This is a genomic window from Bradyrhizobium sp. 159, assembly GCF_023073795.1.
GTDB lineage: Bacteria > Pseudomonadota > Alphaproteobacteria > Rhizobiales > Xanthobacteraceae > Bradyrhizobium.
Genome location: NZ_JADPKE010000032.1, coordinates 1 through 17904 on the forward strand (window position 1 = coordinate 1; position 17904 = coordinate 17904).

General features: G+C 63.5%; 22 protein-coding genes and 3 pseudogenes. 11 read left to right on the forward strand and 14 right to left on the reverse strand.

Going from position 1 to position 17904, the window contains the following annotated elements; all coding sequences use genetic code 11:
- On the forward strand, window positions 1-1192 hold a 1192-nt coding region (locus IVA96_RS07020; RefSeq protein WP_247416347.1), incomplete at its 5' end, for a tyrosine-type recombinase/integrase.
- Between the two features lie 220 nt (window positions 1193-1412).
- Here IVA96_RS07020 and IVA96_RS07025 read toward each other — a convergent pair.
- On the reverse strand, window positions 1413-1634 hold the full coding sequence (locus IVA96_RS07025) for a hypothetical protein (protein WP_247416349.1): 222 nt from the start codon (window positions 1632-1634) through the stop codon (window positions 1413-1415).
- Window positions 1635-1707: 73 nt separating this feature from the next.
- Here IVA96_RS07025 and IVA96_RS07030 point away from each other — a divergent pair, with 73 nt between their 5' ends.
- A complete protein-coding gene (locus IVA96_RS07030) occupies window positions 1708-1869 on the forward strand; it encodes a hypothetical protein (protein ID WP_247416351.1) in 162 nt (53 codons plus the stop codon).
- A gap of 164 nt (window positions 1870-2033) precedes the next feature.
- Here the strand turns inward: IVA96_RS07030 and IVA96_RS07035 are convergent, their stop codons facing one another.
- Genes IVA96_RS07035 through IVA96_RS07050 form a run of 4 tightly spaced genes read right to left on the reverse strand, consistent with a single transcriptional unit; the run spans window position 2034 to window position 3068 of the window.
- A complete protein-coding gene (locus IVA96_RS07035) occupies window positions 2034-2234 on the reverse strand; it encodes a hypothetical protein (protein WP_247416353.1) in 201 nt (66 codons plus the stop codon).
- Window positions 2235-2236: 2 nt separating this feature from the next.
- Window positions 2237-2461, reverse strand: coding sequence for a hypothetical protein (locus tag IVA96_RS07040; RefSeq protein WP_247416355.1), 225 nt, complete (start codon window positions 2459-2461; stop codon window positions 2237-2239).
- The gene (locus IVA96_RS07045) at window positions 2461-2667 is read right to left on the reverse strand and encodes a hypothetical protein (protein WP_247416356.1); all 207 of its coding nucleotides are present in this window, start codon (window positions 2665-2667) and stop codon (window positions 2461-2463) included. The genes IVA96_RS07040 and IVA96_RS07045 overlap by 1 nt, the downstream gene beginning before the upstream one ends.
- Window positions 2667-3068: a hypothetical protein gene (locus IVA96_RS07050; protein WP_247416358.1), complete on the reverse strand. Its 402-nt coding sequence runs from the start codon at window positions 3066-3068 to the stop codon at window positions 2667-2669. The genes IVA96_RS07045 and IVA96_RS07050 overlap by 1 nt, the downstream gene beginning before the upstream one ends.
- Before the next feature lie 726 nt (window positions 3069-3794).
- On the opposite strand from IVA96_RS07050, the gene IVA96_RS07055 reads away from it, so the two are divergent.
- The 4 genes and pseudogenes from IVA96_RS07055 to IVA96_RS07075 all read left to right on the forward strand — a co-directional run bounded on the left by IVA96_RS07055 (window position 3795) and on the right by IVA96_RS07075 (window position 6961).
- Window positions 3795-4163 (forward strand): hypothetical protein, encoded by a 369-nt coding sequence (locus tag IVA96_RS07055; protein ID WP_247416359.1) that lies wholly within the window; start codon window positions 3795-3797, stop codon window positions 4161-4163.
- A 2-nt stretch (window positions 4164-4165) separates the two neighbouring features.
- Window positions 4166-4887, forward strand: a pseudogene (locus tag IVA96_RS07060) (SOS response-associated peptidase).
- Between the two features lie 127 nt (window positions 4888-5014).
- On the forward strand, window positions 5015-5287 hold the full coding sequence (locus IVA96_RS07070; protein WP_247416366.1) for a hypothetical protein: 273 nt from the start codon (window positions 5015-5017) through the stop codon (window positions 5285-5287).
- 210 nt (window positions 5288-5497) lie between these two features.
- Window positions 5498-6961: an ATP-binding protein gene (locus tag IVA96_RS07075; protein WP_247416584.1), complete on the forward strand. Its 1464-nt coding sequence runs from the start codon at window positions 5498-5500 to the stop codon at window positions 6959-6961.
- Between the two features lie 6 nt (window positions 6962-6967).
- On the opposite strand, the pseudogene IVA96_RS07080 reads toward IVA96_RS07075, so the two are convergent.
- Window positions 6968-7896 (reverse strand): annotated as a pseudogene (locus IVA96_RS07080) (Ku protein).
- Between the two features lie 251 nt (window positions 7897-8147).
- Between IVA96_RS07080 and IVA96_RS07085 the strand changes: the two are divergent.
- Window positions 8148-9013, forward strand: a pseudogene (locus tag IVA96_RS07085) (3'-5' exonuclease).
- A 149-nt stretch (window positions 9014-9162) separates the two neighbouring features.
- Here IVA96_RS07085 and IVA96_RS07090 read toward each other — a convergent pair.
- The 7 genes from IVA96_RS07090 to IVA96_RS07120 all read right to left on the reverse strand — a co-directional run bounded on the left by IVA96_RS07090 (window position 9163) and on the right by IVA96_RS07120 (window position 13607).
- Window positions 9163-9426 (reverse strand): DUF1330 domain-containing protein, encoded by a 264-nt coding sequence (locus tag IVA96_RS07090; RefSeq protein ID WP_247416368.1) that lies wholly within the window; start codon window positions 9424-9426, stop codon window positions 9163-9165.
- 135 nt (window positions 9427-9561) lie between these two features.
- Window positions 9562-10032 carry a putative quinol monooxygenase gene (locus IVA96_RS07095; protein ID WP_247416371.1) on the reverse strand — a complete coding sequence of 157 codons (471 nt, stop codon included), beginning with the start codon at window positions 10030-10032 and terminating at the stop codon, window positions 9562-9564.
- Between the two features lie 83 nt (window positions 10033-10115).
- Complete coding sequence (locus tag IVA96_RS07100; RefSeq protein WP_247416374.1) at window positions 10116-10883, reverse strand: glucose 1-dehydrogenase; 768 nt, start codon at window positions 10881-10883, stop codon at window positions 10116-10118.
- A gap of 77 nt (window positions 10884-10960) precedes the next feature.
- Window positions 10961-11356, reverse strand: a complete 396-nt coding sequence (locus tag IVA96_RS07105; RefSeq protein WP_247416586.1) for a cupin domain-containing protein — start codon at window positions 11354-11356, stop codon at window positions 10961-10963.
- A gap of 116 nt (window positions 11357-11472) precedes the next feature.
- On the reverse strand, window positions 11473-12252 hold the full coding sequence (locus tag IVA96_RS07110; protein WP_247416376.1) for a carboxymuconolactone decarboxylase family protein: 780 nt from the start codon (window positions 12250-12252) through the stop codon (window positions 11473-11475).
- Window positions 12249-13457: an arabinose transporter gene (locus IVA96_RS07115; protein WP_247416379.1), complete on the reverse strand. Its 1209-nt coding sequence runs from the start codon at window positions 13455-13457 to the stop codon at window positions 12249-12251. Before IVA96_RS07115 ends, IVA96_RS07110 begins: the two co-directional genes overlap by 4 nt.
- A gap of 3 nt (window positions 13458-13460) precedes the next feature.
- Window positions 13461-13607, reverse strand: a complete 147-nt coding sequence (locus IVA96_RS07120; protein WP_247416382.1) for a hypothetical protein — start codon at window positions 13605-13607, stop codon at window positions 13461-13463.
- A 109-nt stretch (window positions 13608-13716) separates the two neighbouring features.
- Between IVA96_RS07120 and IVA96_RS07125 the strand changes: the two genes are divergently transcribed.
- The 4 genes from IVA96_RS07125 to IVA96_RS07140 all read left to right on the forward strand — a co-directional run bounded on the left by IVA96_RS07125 (window position 13717) and on the right by IVA96_RS07140 (window position 17300).
- A complete protein-coding gene (locus IVA96_RS07125) occupies window positions 13717-14616 on the forward strand; it encodes a LysR family transcriptional regulator (RefSeq protein WP_247416384.1) in 900 nt (299 codons plus the stop codon).
- 237 nt (window positions 14617-14853) lie between these two features.
- Window positions 14854-15054, forward strand: a complete 201-nt coding sequence (locus tag IVA96_RS07130; RefSeq protein ID WP_247416386.1) for a hypothetical protein — start codon at window positions 14854-14856, stop codon at window positions 15052-15054.
- Complete coding sequence (locus IVA96_RS07135; RefSeq protein ID WP_247416388.1) at window positions 15055-16737, forward strand: DNA polymerase/3'-5' exonuclease PolX; 1683 nt, start codon at window positions 15055-15057, stop codon at window positions 16735-16737. It begins immediately after the preceding gene.
- A complete protein-coding gene (locus IVA96_RS07140) occupies window positions 16737-17300 on the forward strand; it encodes an MOSC domain-containing protein (RefSeq protein WP_247416389.1) in 564 nt (187 codons plus the stop codon). The genes IVA96_RS07135 and IVA96_RS07140 overlap by 1 nt, the downstream gene beginning before the upstream one ends.
- Window positions 17301-17480: 180 nt before the next feature.
- Here the strand turns inward: IVA96_RS07140 and IVA96_RS07145 are convergent, their stop codons facing one another.
- Window positions 17481-17897 (reverse strand): hypothetical protein, encoded by a 417-nt coding sequence (locus IVA96_RS07145; protein WP_247416391.1) that lies wholly within the window; start codon window positions 17895-17897, stop codon window positions 17481-17483.
- Window positions 17898-17904: the final 7 nt, after the last annotated feature.

The window sequence follows — 17904 nt, forward strand, 5'->3', positions numbered from 1 at the left end:
TCACTGGGACGAGAAGACGCAGCGGCAGGCCAAAAGCATCGCCAAACTGTTCGTCAAGTTCATGGTTCAGGATCAACGCATTCACGATCTGAACCTCGTGGGTCAGACGCAGGTCGGCAAGTTCGCCGATTTCCTCCGTCTCGAAATCTACAAGCACTACGGCAAATCGGTGCGGGACGAAGAGCGCACGATCGAAGAGCTGCGGGCGAAAGGACGATCGGTCGAGCCGAACAAGCGCGGCATCGGCGCCGATACCCTCAATCGGCACTGGACCTTCATCGGCCAGATCTTCGACTACGCGATTGCGCGAGGCTATGAGTGCCTTGAGGCGATCGACCTGACGAAGTTGCGCGCTAAGGGGCGCAACAAGAACACGCGGGCGCGCGACGAGAGGAAGAAGTTGCCGATCGAGCGCGCGACCTCGATCTTTCAAACGGCACCGTTCATCAACTGCGCCGGTTGGGACGATCTCGGCAAATGGGGCGAGGAGGGCGCCGCACGGGTGTTTCACTGCGCGTTGTATTTCGTTCCGATCCTCATCTACTACACCGGCGCGCGGCGCGAGGAGCTCTGTGGTGCGATGGCGGACGACGTCATCTTCGATCGTGAAGGCTGCAGATCCTACATTCACATCGCCGCCAATGAGCAGCGGCGCATTAAGAATCCGCAATCCAAGCGCAACATCCCGCTCCATCCGGAGCTGATCCGATTGGGCTTCCTCGACTATGTCCGCAAGATCAAGGCGCTCGGATACAAGCTGCTCTTCCCGGACCTCTACTCTCCCAGCAGCCGTTCACCGCTGGGCAATCGCTTTTACAAACTGTTCAAGCCCATCCTCCTCGCTGCCGAAATCACCGAGGAGGGGCTCGGCGCCCATGCCGTGCGGCATCTTTTTGGTGCGCAACTGAAGAAGAAACGGCTGACGAAGGAGGATCGTGCGGATCTCCTGGGGCACGGCGGCGACAGCGAAACCAGCGAGCGCTACTGCGAACCGCATGAGCTCGAAACGTTGTTCGAATTCATCATGAAGCTCGAAGTGATCACCGGCGGTCTCAAGCCGCACGCCATCAATCTCATTCCCTGGGTCGAGGCGAAGGAGGTCGCGCCGTTCTCTCAGCCGTCTCGATCGAAATCGGCTCTCAGTCGTGACTCGTCTTTACCGCGCTCCGCCGTTAGAGCACGGGAATCATAATCCTGGGGTCGGGGGTTCGAGTCCCTCCCTCGCTACCAACCTTTCCATGAATGAATTCAGACTCTTGCGCGTAATCGGCAAGGGCCTCTTTCTTGCCCGCAGCGGCCCGAAATCTCTCCTGTACCCACTTCTGTACCCAAGGATTCGCCGGCCGCCGTCGATACGAATTCCTACACCTGCGGTGCCGTGGATGCGGATTTCTCCACCTCGATGCGGATTTTTACACCTTGCGCTTCGGCAAGCGCCGGCCGCGCAGGAAGCCGCGCGACGCCTTGGCGTAGACGTCGGCGAGCTCGCGCTCGAGCATCGCGTTCGCGACGATCAGCGCGCGCACCGCGTCGACCGGATCTCCGCCGCACGCCTCGATCGCCTGGGCGACGGCGGCCTCCAACTCGGCGGCTTCATCGACGACGGGTTGTTGCTGCTCGACGGGCGCGGCCATGGCGAAGGATTCCTGATTGACGGAGAAACCATCTTGTTCTCTATTTGTTCTCTGGTCAAATGGAGTCTGAGTAGTGGCCGGAAGAAGGTGTGCGGAATGGCGGTTTCCGACCGCGAAGCAGCAGCGCGTGGAGGAGACGGCGCGCCGCCTTGCGGACGCGCAGCGGCGCCGCGTTTCCGTCGACGACGACGAGGCCTGGTGGCAGGCGGTGATCCGTGAAGCGGAGGAGCGCTAGACAGCGCCTTCCATGGCGCGCGCCATCGCTCGGAACACGTTTCCGTCGACGACAAACATCCACTCCATGTCGCGGCGGCTTGATCCTTTGATCTGCGGGTACGGCGGCGTGAGGTATCTGCAGGTCGACGGGCCAAGGAATGATGATGAAGCCCTGAGAGCAGATCAGTTCGGCGTACCTCTTGCCCCAGCCCTCGCGTCGGCGCCGGCGTTCGCGGCGGCGTGGCGGGCTGCGTCGAGCGTCAGGTCTTCGTCCGTGAAGTCGAGATCGCACTTCTTGCAGCGATAGACAGGAAGTCCGTTGCTGGCGTCGTGCAGAGAGGTCGTGTCGAACTCGTCGTGGTCGCAGAGACAGTCTTCGGTCATGATCAGACCCTGAAGTGCCAGTGGGGCAGTAGCGTGTAGGCGACGGTGTCGCCCATGGTCAGCGGCGGACCATCGTACGGAAACATGTCCAGCATGCGCTTCCTGGCTTCGATGATCGCCTTCCGGCGTTCGATGACGTCGTCGACCGTGCACGTCACGGCGTCGATCTCCGGCGCGGGCGGCGGCGTCATGGAGCTGCTGTCGAACAGGCGGCGGTCGGCGGGCATCAGGCGGTCTCTCCTTCTCCGTTGGGGCCGACCAGATAGAACCAGCCGTGTTCTTCCTCGCCATCCCAGGTCTCGTCGTACGACATCTCCAAGTCGGCGCCGCAGCTTCCACACTGGAAGGTCTCTCCCAGCTTCTGGAAATCGCCACCGCTATCGATGCCGGACGCCTTGCGGCAGATAGGACAGCTCAGTCCCTTCAGAGCCATCACCGCGCCCCCACCATCCGCTTGCCGGTCTCGCTCTTGAGCATCTTCGCCATCATCCAGCAGCTACCGGCCGTCGTGGCCGCGACGTAGACGATCGCGGCGGCGGCGATCAGGCCGTAGGTGCCGCTCTCGATCGCCTCCCAGACGCTCGAATAGATCAGGATCTGCGTCGCGAACCAGACGCCGTTGCTGGCGACCGACCACTTCGCGTGATGCGCCACGTCGCCGCTATTGCGCGAGCGGCTGACGGCGGTGAAGGCCGCGTTCTGGATGAAGGACACGGCCGCCAGGGCGGCGGAGCGCGCCGAAGGGTCGGCCTCCTTGAACTTCGGCGCCCACGCGCGAACTGCGTCCGTAATCTCGAACGGCTTGTCTTCCTCTTCCCAGCATCCCAGGCACATGTTTCCCTCCGTTTGAAACGCGGGCACCGTCCCCATACGGAAGACGGCGCCCGCGATTGGCCCCGACCTACCTGGTCGGCTTGGCCGTCACCTTGCGGTGCCGGCGGCGGACTCGACCCCGCGCTTCTCACCTGATCTCGGCCAGCGAGGAGGAATTGAACCTCACCACCGAGCGGAATCATCGCCGCCGCTCCGGCAAAGACGAAGCGCAAATCTGCTCGGGCCGTCGAAAATTTTTCGGAGGGCGCTGACGGAAGCCTGCAGTGAATGGGAAGCTAAGCCGTCATACGTATCCTACGGCGCCTGCCACTGGGTCTCGGTGAGCACCGCGACCCGCGCGCCGCCGAGCGCTTCGGAGACCGCGCGCTCGATCTGAGCCAACGTGTTCCGCATCATTCCTCGTCTTTGGACGACGATAACTAGCTGACCATTCACGACTTCTGAGTGAACGATTTTCACTGAATGCGCGTTCATTCGGTTTCGATCCCGTCGATGCCGATCTCGTCGCCGCGCTGCCGTCGAGATCCAGAAGGTCGACGCGGTCCGGCTGTACGGTCCGGACGCGATCTGGAAGGACGTCGGCCAGCGCCTGCTGGACAACACCTGCACGAACCGGACCGGCCGTCATGAGGAAGACGGCTGCTGGCCGCAATTAAGCACCACCCGACCCCCTTGTCCGGAGGCGACCGCAAGGCCCTCGCCAAAGAACTCGGTCGCGCTCGCGCCATGACTTCGATCCTTGCGGCGCAGTCCGCCGAGGCCCGGGCCAAGGGCGAGGCCTTGATCCGCCAAGCCGACAAGCTCCTGTGCGAATCTTGGAACGAGCGGATTTGGAGCGACGGCGAGCCGATCGACCCGTCGCCGACGATCGATCAGGCACTGAATGGTGGCTACCCATGGATCGAGATCGAGTGCTCCCGCTGCAGGACCAAGCGGGACGTCGACTTGGCCGCGCTGCGCCATCCGCCGACCACCTTCGTCCACGACTTGGCGAGCCGGCTCCGCTGCAGCAAGTGCGCCAAGGCCAATCGCCGACCTGCTGCCACGCTGCTACACTTGGCGCAGCGCCCACGCCAGGCCGCTCCGGAGACCTGACGATGTGCAATCTGTATTCGATCACCGCCAACCAGGCCGCGATCAGCGCGCTGTTTCGCGTCGTCAACCGCTACGTCGGCAACCTCGCGCCGATGCCCGGCGTCTTCCCGGACTACAAGGCGCCAATCATCCGGGCCGGCGCCGACGGCCGTGAGCTCGCGCTCGCCCGATGGGGCCATGCCATCGTCGTCGAAGGCGTTGATGGACGCGACGAAGAAGCGCGCCGAGAAACTGCAGGCCAAGGGCAAGCCGGTGGATTTCAAGGAATGCTACGGATGGAGCCGGACGGCGGCACGACGAACATCCGCAACGTGAAGAGCAAGCACTGGACGCGGTGGCTCGGTCCGGAGCACCGCTGCGTGGTGCCGTTCAACAGCTTCAGCGAATTCAACAAGGCCGAGGGCGGCGACATCTGGTTCGCGCTCGATGAGACCCGTCCGCTCGCCTGTTTTGCCGGCATCTGGGCCAACTGGACGTCGGTCCAAAAGGTCAAGGAAGGAGAGACCACGAACGACCTCTACGCGTTTCTGACGACGGAGCCGAACGCCGAAGTCGGCGCGATCCATCGAAGGCGATGCCGGTAATCCTGACGACGCCCGAAGAGGTCGAGACCTGGATGACCGCGCCCGTAGAGGAAGCCTTGAAGCTGCAGCGGCCGCTTCCGGACGGGGCCCTGCGGATCGTCGCGCGGGGAGTGAAGGAAGACGCCGCGCCGAGCGCCTAGCATTCTCCACAGGCCCGCGGAACAGGTGGACAAGCTCGAGCCCTGCCGATTGCGAATCCCTGACCCGTGCTAACCGCCCGGAACGAGCAGGTGGGCGGAAGGATTCGTCCGGGCAGGAGCTATCTCGATGCTGATGATCAAGGACCGACGGCCCGCGATCCGGACGCTACGCGGCTGGGCGATCGGCGTGCTGCAGGAGGCTGGTGCCATCCACGAATGCGAGGAGCACGGCTGGGCCAAGGATCGGGCCGATCCGCACGCACGCGAGCGCGCTATCGCTATCGCCCGTCAGGATCATCCGGAAGGAATCTCCGCCGCCGCAGCAGTGGCAGAAGTCCGCGACGTCCTCGACTCGATCGGCGACACCTGTCCCGAGTGCCCGCCTCCCCCGGCGGAATAGCGGCTGCGTCGTCTCCGCGCCGATCCGCGATCTTGCGCGACTCGGACATCCTCCGTAGCAACGGAGGCCAACCATAATTCATAAACACCGGGATCGGGCCGCCGCTTCTCAGGTCGCGGCTGGTGCGACTTGGCGGTCCCGCGCGCGGGGGAGGGGAGCGTGGCCAAAAAGCGGAATCTTTCCGACGCCGAGATCGGCATTGTGAAGGCGATGCTCCGCAGGGGGTGGCGGAACGACGTCATCCACTTCCATTTCAACAAGCCGGATCGCTTGATCAGCTCCGGACGCATCACCCAGATCAAGAAAGGAGTATACGGGGCTTCCGTCGAGGAAGCCCAGCCCGAAGAGCTTGAGGCCTTCCTCGCTGCCCGGCATGATGCGGATGCCAAGTCGCCTCCTGCCCCGTCCCCTATCGAGGTAAGGGTTCTTCGCTCTCTGTTCGTCCGCGACACCGGCACTTGGCGGCTGGTCGGCGGCGAGACCGACCGGATCGAGTGCAAGGCAGGTTTTCGCCTTCAGCCGGAGGACCGGTTCTCGAAGGCGCTCCGCGCGATCGCGGGTTTGGCCAACAACAAGGGCGGCTATCTCCTGTTCGGCATCACTGACGCGACCTACCAGGCGGACGGACTTTCGGACGACGTCTTCACGAAGTCGGACATCTCGCTTCTCAACAGAATCCTGGCGGGGGCGCTCGATCCCGTTCCTCACGTCACAAAGGGCCTCATCGAGCTCGGCGGCAAGCAGGTCGGTGTACTCTACGTGGAGAAGCACGATCATGGACCCGTCATCGCGATCAAGAACGTCGGCCAAGACGTCAAGGAAGGAGGAATCTATTTCCGGTACGTCGGAGAGACGCGCCTGATCAAGCCGGGAGAGCTCAGGCAGATCATCGCCGCGCGCGAACAACGGGCCATCGCCGAGTTCAGCGCCCGCATGAACCGCGTGGCCATCGGCAAGGAAGCCACTATCGATCTCGATACCGGAGAAGTGGCCGGTACCAGCGGCAAATTCCTCATCGACAAATCCCTCCTCCCGAGCATCCAGTTCGTGCGCGAGGGCGAGTTCGACGAGAAGAAGGGCGCCCCGGCGCTCAGACTCATTGGCGACGTCGAGCCGGTTTCGGAGGTGGAAAGGGAGCGAACGCGGATCATCCGCGAGAACGTGACCCCCGACGCGGTCGTCCGCAACTTCCTGCGGAATGAAAAGGTCGCGGAGCCGATGCAGTACATCCACTCCCAAGCTCATGCCCAGCGGAAGTGGTTTCCCGTCTGGTTCTACATCGATCAGACCCAGTCGACGACGGCCGATGTCGCGGAGGACCTGCGCAAGCAGGTTGCCACCTATCCATCATCCCGCGACGCGTTGGTCGACCGGCTCGCGGGAAAGGAATCGGCCTTTCGGCAATCAACCGGAAAGGCCGAAGCCCTACGGGCGAAACTGGCGCGAAGCGAAATCAAGGCGCCGACCGACATCGACGAGGACGTCGTTTTCGCGGGCGCGGTTCAAGCGCTGTCTGCGACTGTGAAGACGAAGGATCTCGAGAGTATCAGGACGATCCTCCTGGGATGTCTCGATCGAGCTCAAGGGAATGACTCTCGCAGCAGCAATCGTCGCGGAGCAATCTATCGGGCCGCATGCCGCCTCGACGAGTTGCTCTACTCGAAGAAAAAGTGATGGGCATCAAGCGGATTTTCGCGATTTCGCGGAGATCTTCTTCACCGGCGCCTCTTTGGCGGCCGCCTTCTTGCCTGCGATCGGCATCAGCATCTCTTCTGACCCGCAACGGCTTTCTTCGCCTTCTTGGCCGGCTTCTTCGCAGCCTTGCTCTCCGCCGCAGCGCCTCCGACGCTCTGCCGCAGCGCCTCCATCAGATCGACCACGTTCTCACCGCGGGGACGCTCCTTCGGCACGATCGGCTTGCCGGCCCGCTTCTGGTTGATCAGTTCGACCAGGGCGCTTTCGTACTGGTCCTCGAACTTGCCGGGCTCGAACGAGCCGGACTTCTGGTCCACGATGTGCCGGGCGAGATCCAGCATGTCCTCGGTGACTTTGACGTCCTGTATCTCGTCAAAATATTCCTTCGGATCCCGCACTTCGTACGGGTACCGCAGCAGCGTGCCCATGAGGCCCTTGTCCAGCGGCTCCATCGCGATGATGTGCTCGCGATTGGTCAGCACCAGGCGTCCGATCGCAACCTTGTCCATCTCCCGAATCGTGTCCCGGATTACCGCGAAGGCGTCATGGCTGACCTTGCCATCCGGACGCAGATAATAGGGGCGGATCAGATATCTCGGGTCGATGTCGCTGCGGTCGACGAACTCGTCGATCTCGATGGTCCGCGTCGATTCGAGGGCCACGTTCTCGAGCTCTTCCTTCGTCACCTCGATGAACGTGTCGGTGTCGACTTTGTAGCCCTTGACGATGTCCTCGTTGGGCACCTCGTCGCCGGTGTCCGCGTCGACCTTCAGGTACTTGATGCGGTGACCGGTGGACCGGTTGAGCTGGTTGAAGCTGATCTTCTCGGACTCGGACGTCGCCGGGTATAGCGCCACCGGGCAGGTGACCAGGGACAGCCGAAGAAAACCTTTCCAGTTGGCGCGGGGGGCCATGCACGCGGAACTCCAAAGCGAGCTAGTCGGATTCAAGACGAACGGGGCCTGCCGGTTCCGACATAGGCCTAGCCGACCAACAGGAAAATCGACCAACGGCCCGCAGCGCCCCCAGACACCTCCGAAAACGTCGTGAATCGCTTGTTTTATAGGTACCTCGTGGAGATTTTGACCGGTATCATGGATCCATGGACGCGCTGACCCAGCCCCTTAGAACCGCGCTGCTTCAGGATCCGGCAGATTTGGCTGAAATGGCGGACGCGCTGGCCCGCTCGCCCGACTACCGGGTCCTGCGGCGCCTGGTTGCCCGACCGACCTACATCCCGACTGCAGGACTGGAGGTCAGGACCGGCATTCTGCTCGACACCGAGACGACCGGCCTCGACCACGCCAAGGACGAGATCATCGAACTCGCAATGGTCAAATTCGACTACACGCTTGAGGGACGGATCGTCGGCGTCCGTGACACGTTCTCCGCCTTCAACGAGCCGAGCGCGCCGATCTCCGCGGAAGTGACGGCGCTCACAGGCATCACCGACGAAATGGTCGCGGGACACAAATTCGATGATGCCGCCGTCACGGCCTTCGTCGAAAGCGCAGTCATCACGATCGCGCACAACAGCGGCTTCGACAGAAAATTCGCCGAACGCTACTGGCCCGTGTTCGAGCACAAGGCCTGGGCTGCAGCATGAGTGAGGTCGACTGGCGCAAACACGGCTTCGCGGGCACCCAACTCGCCTACCTGCTGCACGGAGCCGGTTATTTCCACCAGGCCCACAGGGCCGTGGACGACTGCCACGCGTTGCTGGAGATACTGGACTTCACGCTGCCGCCGACAGGATCGTCGGCGCTCGCGGCCCTACTTGACACGGCACGCCGGAAGACCGTCCGCATCTGGGCGGAGCAGTCACCCTTCGAGCTGAAGGATTCCTTGAAACGGCGAGGTTATCGGTGGAGCGACGGCACGGACGGCCGTCCGAAAAGCTGGTACATCGACGTCTGCGAGACCGCGCTGGACGCCGAGCTCGCGTTCCTGAAGGCGGAGATCTACCTGCGCGACGTCGAGCTGCGCCTGCAGACGCTGACCGCCTTCACTCGCTTTTCTTGCAGGGCATGAAGCCGGCCACTGTACCGATAAGCGTCGGCCTTCGAAGTCACGTTCGCTGCAACTGAAAGTGAGGTGGACCTGACATACACGCCGACAACAAGGGCGGCTGCTGTGCTGAACTGCGATGCGGAAGTCAGTTGAAATTGTCCGTTGTGGGATCACTGCGGCACGCCATCGACTGCGAAGATACGAAAACGCCCAAACCTTTCGCCGACGGCACGGGCAGCAGTGTATTCCGACGAATGCCGCCACTTCATCATTTGTTCGACCGAGTCCCAGCGAACGAGAACGACACGTCCCTTCGGCGGATCTCCGTCGATTGAGACCCCACTGCCGCCCCCAAGATAGTGTCCTCCATATGTCTTGAGGCTCTCGCGCGCCAGAGGAGCGAATTCGTTGGCGAATGAGGCGGGATCGATCACCGTATTGTCTTATCATATAGACGGGGGGCTTCGACTGCGCATGAAGTGCGTGAACGCCAAAGCTTCCAATGCCGATCCCCGCTGTGAGCGCGGCGGCCACCGCCAATGAATCCTTCATGATACGTTCTCCTCGTCTCACGTCGTTTGGGCCCCGAGCATGATCGGCGTCGTCTGGATTAGCTTGAGCGATCTAACCATCTTCTCGACCGTGGCCTTGTATTTCCTGAAATGATCCGATGCGAGGTGAGCTTCGTAGGCGGCCCTGTTTCGATAGATCTCAAAGACCTTCACGTTCGTAGGATTGTCCTTCTCGGATACAGCGTACAGAACCAGGACGCCGGGCTCTTTGCGAATTGCCGCATCGATCTGCTCCTGCACCGCAGCCCTATATGCATCCAATTGGACGGGATCGACCTCGATCTCCGCCATCTGGACGTAACGTTCGTCGGCCTGCTGGGCGACGGCACCGCCGGCGAGCGTCGAGGCCAGTATGGATGCGCCGAGAACAAATAGGTGCTTTACAGTCATCGTCTCCTCCTCGAAGGACGCCTTTCTGAACTTCAATCCGTTTACGTCATAAGTCGACTTCGTTCGCGTCGCGCTCATGATCTTAATCGTCGCGCCGCGCCGTCTCTGACCTCGCATCGAGGCCCCTCGGCCAGAAGGTGGCATCCTCACGCTCTCCGCGGTCAGTGAGCAGTGAACCCGCCGTCCACCGGCAGACCGACGCCGATGACGAAACTCGCGGCCGGGCTGCACAGCCAGAGCACCGCCGCGGCGACTTCCTCAGGACGACCGAGGCGCCCGATCGACTGCTGCTTCATGATTTCGGCCATCGCCTCGGACTGACCGTGCAGCATGTCCGCGACCATCGGCGTGTCGATGGTCCCCGGACAAACAGCGTTGATCCGAATTCCACGGGGCGCATATTCCACGGCAGCGCTTTTGGTCATGCCGAGCACTGCATGCTTGGTCCCGTGATAGGCCGCCCGCTGAGGCAAGCCGACGAGCCCTCCGAGCGAGGAGCAATTCACGATCGCCCCCGAGCCCTGTTCGCGCATGATCCGGAGTTCATGCTTCATGCAAGTCCAGACGCCGCGCTGATTGACGGCGACCACCCGATCGAACTGTTCGATCGGCTCGTCCGCGGCGTCGGACGGGGGCACCTGGATCCCCGCGTTGTTGAACGCCATATCCAGCCGCCCGTATTCGGTAACCGCTCGGTCGACGGCCCCCGCGACCTGGGATTCGTCGGCGACATCACACTGCAATCCGATCGCCAAGCCTCCGCCGCGCACGATATGATCCGCTTCTTCTGCAGCCAAATCGCCGTTCAGATCGCAAAGGACGACGGAGGCACCGCCGTCGGCGAACATACGCGCGGTCGTCAGTCCCATGCCCATAGCAGCGCCTGTAACGAACGCGACCTGGCCCTTGAAATCGTAGCGGGGGTTCATCACGCTCTCCTCTCTTGCAGTCGGGCGGGCTCGAGCCCATCGCGGACAGTCAACGGATTCTTCCCAGGCCTAGGCGGTCAATTGCGATATTGCTCATCTGTGACTTTCTCCATCCAGTCGACGTTCTTGCCCCCGACGGATTCCTGGATCGCGATGTGCGTCATCGCCGTTGTCGGCGAGGCACCGTGCCAGTGCTTCAGTCCAGGCGGAAACCAGACCACGTCCCCTGGACGAATTTCTTCGACAGGTCCGCCCTCGCGCTGTACCCACCCGAGCCCCGCGGTCACGATCAGCGTCTGTCCAAGCGGATGCGTATGCCAGGCGGTGCGGGCGCCGGGTTCGAAGGTCACCTGGCCGGCGCCGACGCGGCCCGGATCCGGCGCCTGAAACAGAGGGTCGACGCGCACGTTCCCGGTAAACCAATCGCTTGAGCCCTTCTGGGAAGGACGGGATCCATTCCGTTTGATATCGATGTCCATTTTCGTGTCCTTGTGATCGGGGGCAGCCGCTGAGGTGCCAGCAGTCTTCATCGATGCGGCAATACCTGCGATGAGTAAGGCCCGGCGAGAGATCATTGCGCGCCCCCAGCTCAGTGCGGACGCTTTTCGATGACGTCCTTGATGACGGGCGCCGCGGAAAATGCGTTGGGCCAGCCGGCGTAGAACGCCAAGTGCCCAAGCACCTCGCCGGCCTCCTCCTTCGTCAGTCCGTTGTCCATCGCGCGGTTCAGATGGTAGGTGATCTGCGCGACCTGACCAGTCGCGATGAGAGCGCTGACGGTGACGAGGCTGCGGTCGCGCGGCGCGAGCGCCGGCCTTAGCCATAGATCGCGGAACAACGCGTCCGTCGTGTACTGGACAAGGCTCGGGGTGATCTGGCCGAACTGCTCTCCGACCCGCGTGGCCCGCTGCTTCTCGGCGGCTTCGTCCAGCGGGAGCTGCGGCCCCGAGGCTGGCGGGAGCTGATCGGCTCCGACGTTGCGCCCCTTGAACACCTCGCGCGCCGCCGGAATCGCGTCCATGGCATTCCCCCAGCCGGTATAGAAGGCCAGATGGGTAATGATTTCCGATATCTCCGACGGCTTCACGCCGTTGTCGAGAGCGAGGTTCAGATAGTACGGCATTTCGACGGTTTGGTCGCGGGCGATCAGCGCGGCAACGGTCACGATACCGCGGTCACGGCGGGATAGTCCCTGTCGCTTCCACAAATCTTCGACGACGAATTTCTGCGCATAAGCTTCGAGGGCCGGCGCGACCGCGCGGACGTCTTCGGGCTTGAGCATGGCATTGGCTCCTTGGTTAGACGGCTGCGCTCCGGCCGCGCCGGCGAACAAGCAGAGTGAGATCATGATCGCTGCGAGAGTTCTCATTGCGATGGTCCTTCCGGTGATGAGGGGTTCGCGATCAGCCACCAGGCGACGAACGAAGCGCATAGCACCGTGGCCGAACTGACGAGAAACAGGGCGTTCAGTCTCGCGCCCGCTGCGATCAGTCCGAGCGCGGGGCTGGCGAGGCCTTGGGCCAGATCGAGGAACGCTGTGTAGGCGCCCATGGCGAGACCCCGGCTCTGTGCCGGCACGCGACGGACCGCTTCGACGCCGAAGCCAGGATAGACCAGCGAGAAGCCGAAGCCCGTAAGCGCTGCGCCGGCGAGCGCCATCTCGGGGCGGACGGCAAGCCAGATCAGCGCCTGGCCGAGGGCTTCGATCGCCGCGCAGACCAGCGCGATCTTCGCGCCGCCGATCTTATCGGCGAGATGACTGAAGAACACTCGCGCCATGATGAAGGCGACCGCGTAGGCCGTGTAGGCGGACCACCCGTTAGCCCAGCCTCTGGTCGCGAACAGCAGAGCGACGAACGTGGTCACGGCACCGAAGCCCACCGAGCCGAGCGCGGATCCAAGGCCCGGCACCCAGACGGCACCGACCACTTCGACGAAAGAGGAGCGGGCGTGCTTCGCCGGCGTCACGGCCGGCAGAAGAGCGACCAGCGGCAGCGCAACGAGCGGAGCCAGCGTGGTCGCCAGCGAAATCGCGGCGAAGCCGTGGGCCGCATACAGAGCGGAGCCAGCCGGCGCACCGATCGCGAAGGCCGCGAACATGGCCGATCCCACCCAGGCGATGACCTTTCCTGTGTTCCGGGAAGGGGCGAGCGCCAATCCCCAGCTGACCGCGGCCGTGATGATGAAGCTCTCCGCTCCGCCGAGCAGGGCCCGGCCCGAAAGGAGGACGGCTACCGAGACCAGCGGGAATCCGCTGAAGGCGAGCGATAGCAGATAGAGCAGTCCCGCGGCGGCCGCCGCCAGCAAGCCGGCTACGACCCCGCGCTTCGCTCCACGCGCATCGGAGAAGTGGCCGGCCCACGGACGGGAGATCAACGATGCGGCGAATTGGCTGCCGGCCACCAGACCCACCACGAAGGTGCCGAAGCCCAACCCGTCGTGCACATGCAGAGGGAGTACAGGCATCGCGAACCCGATGACGAGGAATGCGGCGAACACCAAGCCCATGATGGGCAGCAGGGTGGCGGTGATGCCGTGGGCAGAGACTGGCTCCTGCATGGCGGCGATCGACATGACTCAGAGCTCCTGGTTCGTCGGTCGGTAGAGAATCTCGTTGATGTTGACTTCCGGAGGTTGGTTCAGCGCGAACGCGACGACCCCCGCGAACGCCTCGGCAGGCACGGCGACCTGACCGTAGAACGACCGGATAATTCCTTGCGTCATAGGTTCGTGCCTTCTGGAGCCTCCGCCCGATGCTGATCAGAACCTAAGCCTTCCTAGCCTCCCCGATTAGGTGATAAATTGTGAATGCAGTCATTAGCGGGCCTTATGGATGAAGCGGGACGACGCCAGCGATCTCATCGCCTTCCTCGCGGTCGCGAGAGAGCGCAACTTCACCCGGGCTGCGGCCAAGCTCGGCATGACGCAATCCGCGCTAAGCCAGATCGTGCGGGGTCTCGAGGAGCGCCTCGGAGTTCGATTGTTGAACCGCACGACCCGCAGCGTCACGCCGACCCAGGCCGGTGAACGCCTGTTCTCCAGCGTGGGGCCGAAGTTCACCGCGATGGATGCCGATCTAGCCGAGCTGAGCAAGTTGCGCGAGAAACCCGCCGGAACCATTCGGTTGACGGCTACGGAGTACGCCGCCGCCGAAATCCTTCTCCCGGCTCTCGGGCACTTCCTGCCCAAGTACCCCGAGGTCCATGTCGAGGTGATCATCGACTACGGGCTCACCAACATCGTCGCGCAGCAGGTCGATGCCGGCATTCGGCCGGGGGAACTCGTCGCGAAGGACATGATCGCAGTGCGCATCAGCCCCGATCTCCGGATGGCCGTCGTCGGATCGCCGTCCTACTTCGCCGCCCGCAAACGGCCGAAGACGCCGCAGGACCTGACGCAGCACAACTGTCTCAACCTCCGCCTGCCGACGCACGGCGGCAGCCTCTACGCGTGGGAGTTCGAGAAGAACGGACGGGAGCTCAACGTGCGGGTCGACGGGCAGCTGGTGTTCAACAGCGCCGGCCTTCTCCTGGACGGAGCGCTGAAGGGTCTCGGTCTCGCCTACCTCACGGAGGGACAGGTTCATCCACACGTATCGGAAGGTCGGCTCGTCCGCGTGCTGGCGGATTGGTGTCCGCCGTTCTCCGGGTACCACCTTTACTACCCCAGCCGGCGGCAGCCATCGCCGGCTTTCACGCTACTGGTGGAGGCGCTGAGATATCGGAGAAAATAGAGAGTTACTTCGCTCTTCCGAGAGAAAGGCGTTTTGAGGCCACTCTTGCCAGGATTGAAGCGGGCGACGCCTTGAGGTCCCTAATGGGACATCCGAGCGGACCTCGATCCCGGCCGACGTCAACCGAACCATGGGCGGAAGTCGGCGTTTACCTGTATCATGTCAGACGCATTCGACCATTTCCGGGCGTACGCCGTCCAAGCTCTCTGCAAGGCGCGGTCTATGCCGAAGGGCCGGATGAAGCACGTGCAGCTTGTGGTCAGCCGGATCTATAACCTCCTCAAGAAGGAGGCTGCTTACGGCCCCAATATCCAGCACCTGGACGACTTTCGCGCAGCCCAGAAGCTGGAGAGCTCTCTCGATCGCCCGTCAAGTGACCGCTCCGCAGATCACCTTGGTCCGGCGGCGCAGCAAAGCGCGCACCGGGAGGCCCGCTGAATGCCTTCGCTCGACGCTCGCCGCGTGGCAAGTCTCCTGCGTGAGTACGCGCAGCGCACCGCGTTGCGAGGCGGCAATCCCTACCGGGCGAAAGCCTACTCTCGAGCCGCCGACAGCCTGGCGACCCTTGCCGTTCCTCTGAACGTGCTAGTCGCCGAGGATCGTCTTAGGGAGGTCCCGGGGATCGGCGAGGCTATCGCCGACATCGTCGCCAAGCTTCACAAGACGGGCAGTCATCCCAGCCTCGAAAAGCTGCGGAAGGAGATTCCTGAGGGTGTGCTCGAGATGCTCTCCGTGCCCGGTCTCCGCCCCGAGAAGGTGCTGCGTCTCTACGAGGATCTCGGCATCACGTCCCTTGCCGAATTGCAGGCCGCGGCGAAGGACGACCGCATCAAGAAGGCCAAGGGACTGGGTGCATCACTTCAGACGAAGATTCTGCAGAATCTGGCCATTGCAAAAAGCGGAGAAGGCCGCCTCCATCTGCACCGGGCCGCCGCCCTGCTGGCGCACGCCAAGGAGTCGATCCGCAAGTCGTGGCCCGAGCTGAAGCGCGTCACCATCGCCGGCGACTTCCGGCGGGGCTGCGAACTCGTCGGCGATCTCTCGATCGTTGCTGAGGCCCCAAAGGCCGGCAAGGCGGCGAAGCCGTCTCCGACGGACGGCCTGCAGATCCACCTGTCTGACCGCAAGCACTTTGGCGCCGCGCTCATGTTCGCGACGGGCTCCGCCGCCCACATCGAGCAGGTGCAGACGCTGGCGGCCGAAAAGGAGATGCGTTTGGAAGCCGACGGCTTGCACAAGGGGCGCACCCTGATCGCCGGCGAGGAGGCCGAGATCTACCGCGCCCTCGGTCTGCCCTTCATCGACCCTGAGCTCCGGGAGGGGCGAGGTGAGATCGAGGCGGCTCTGAAAGGCAAGCTCCCGAAGCTCGTCACCGACCAGGACCTGCACGGCATCCTTCACTGCCACACCGATGCCTCCGACGGCACCGAGACCCTGGAAACCATGGCCAAGGCCACGCGCCAGCGCGGCTTCGAGTATTTTGGCGTGGCCGACCATTCCAAGTCCGCCCACTACGCCGGCGGTCTCTCCGTCGAGGAGATCGCCGAGCAGCACCGGGAAGCCGACCGCTTGAACAAGCGCTTCGGCAAGGACTTCCGGATCTTCAAAGGCATCGAGTCGGACATCCTGGCCGACGGCTCGCTCGACTATCCGGATGACGTGCTGGAGCGTTTCGATTTCGTAGTCGCCAGCATCCACGGCCGCTTCAAATTGGACCGCAAGGCGCAGACGCAGCGACTGCTTCGGGCCATCTCCGATCCTCATACCAGCATCATCGGCCACATGACCGGGCGGCAGCTTCAGCGGAGGCCCGGCTACGAGATCGAAGTCGAGAAGGTGCTGCGGGCCTGTGCCAAGCACGACGTCGTCGTCGAGATCAACGCCCACCCATGGCGGCTTGACCTGGACTGGCGCTGGCACCAAGCTGCGCTCGAGTTCGGCTGCATGCTGAGCATCAATCCGGACGCACACTCGATCCCCGAACTCGACCACATGCACTGGGGCGTCCAAATGGCCCGGAAGGGCGGCGTCCCTGCCGATCGGGTCCTGAACGCGATGAAGCTTCCCGAGATCACGCGCTACTTCCGCCAGAAGCGGCGCTCGCTCGCCCGCGCCGCCTGATGCCGCAGGCGCACGATCTCTCGCTTGCGGGAAAGGTGACGGCGGTCGCCGCCGACCCTGGGCACCACTTCAGCAAACCGGTCCAGGATCGCATCGTTCTGGTGGAGGGCCACGGCGTCCAAGGCGACGCCCATGCCGGCCCTTTCGTCCGGCACCGCTATCTCGCCCGCCGCCGGCCACGCCTGCCCAATCTCCGGCAGGTCTACCTGATCCCGGCCGAGCTCTTTGCATTCCTCGCGGAAGCCGGCTTCGAGGTCGCAGCGGGAGACTTGGGTGAGAATATCACAACGACTGGCCTGGACCTGGAGCGGATGCCGCTCGGCACGTTCATCGAGTTGGGCCCGACGGCCATCGTCGAGCTGACTGGTCTCCGGACGCCCTGTGTCCTCATCGACCGCTTCCGGGCCGGCCTGAAGCGACAGATGCTCTCGTCGGCGGAAACGGGCCCTCCGTTCAAATCCGGGGTGCTGGGTGCGGTACGGGCCGGCGGGATGGTCGCGGCTGGTGATACCGCGCGCGTCCGGCTCCCGTCCTCCTCGTTTCGGCCTCTGCCGGCCCTGTAGAAGGACACGTGCACAAGTCCGCGGTCCGATAGCCGAATCGCGTCGCCTTCTGTAGGTCGGACCTGCATGGCCGCAAACAAGGTAACGGCGGTACGCTTGGGGCTGGGGAGGCAAGCGACAGTCCGGGACTGATTAAGCCGCCAGCGCAGTTGGCGGCTTCTTCTTTGGCCTCGGTCTCTGTCAGGATGCGTTCGCTCTGGCCCGTTCGCGGGCCTCGCGACGACGTTCGCGGCGCTCGCGCCGCCTCTTGGCTCTGTCGGCGGGCTGCCGCAGCGGAGGAACGGCACCTGCTTCCGGCGCCGCTCCGTCTTCGGCAGGCATCGGCTCGACTGGTAAGGAGGTCGTCGGCCGGGCTTCCATGAACTCGAGCACCTCCCGCCCGCGGGCGGTGATCTTCCAGCCCCCGCTGATGCGTTCGACGTGGCCTTGCGAAAAGATATCGAGATCGGGAACGCGCGCAGCGAGGCGCCTAGTCCGGTCGGCCCACTCCCGCCCACTGGTCGCCAGAATGGCCATGTCTCGTTTGAGGTCCGCCATGACGGCAAATCCGTCCGGATAGGCGGACAGGATCTTCAGCACCGTGACCTGGAAGTTCACGCCGGCC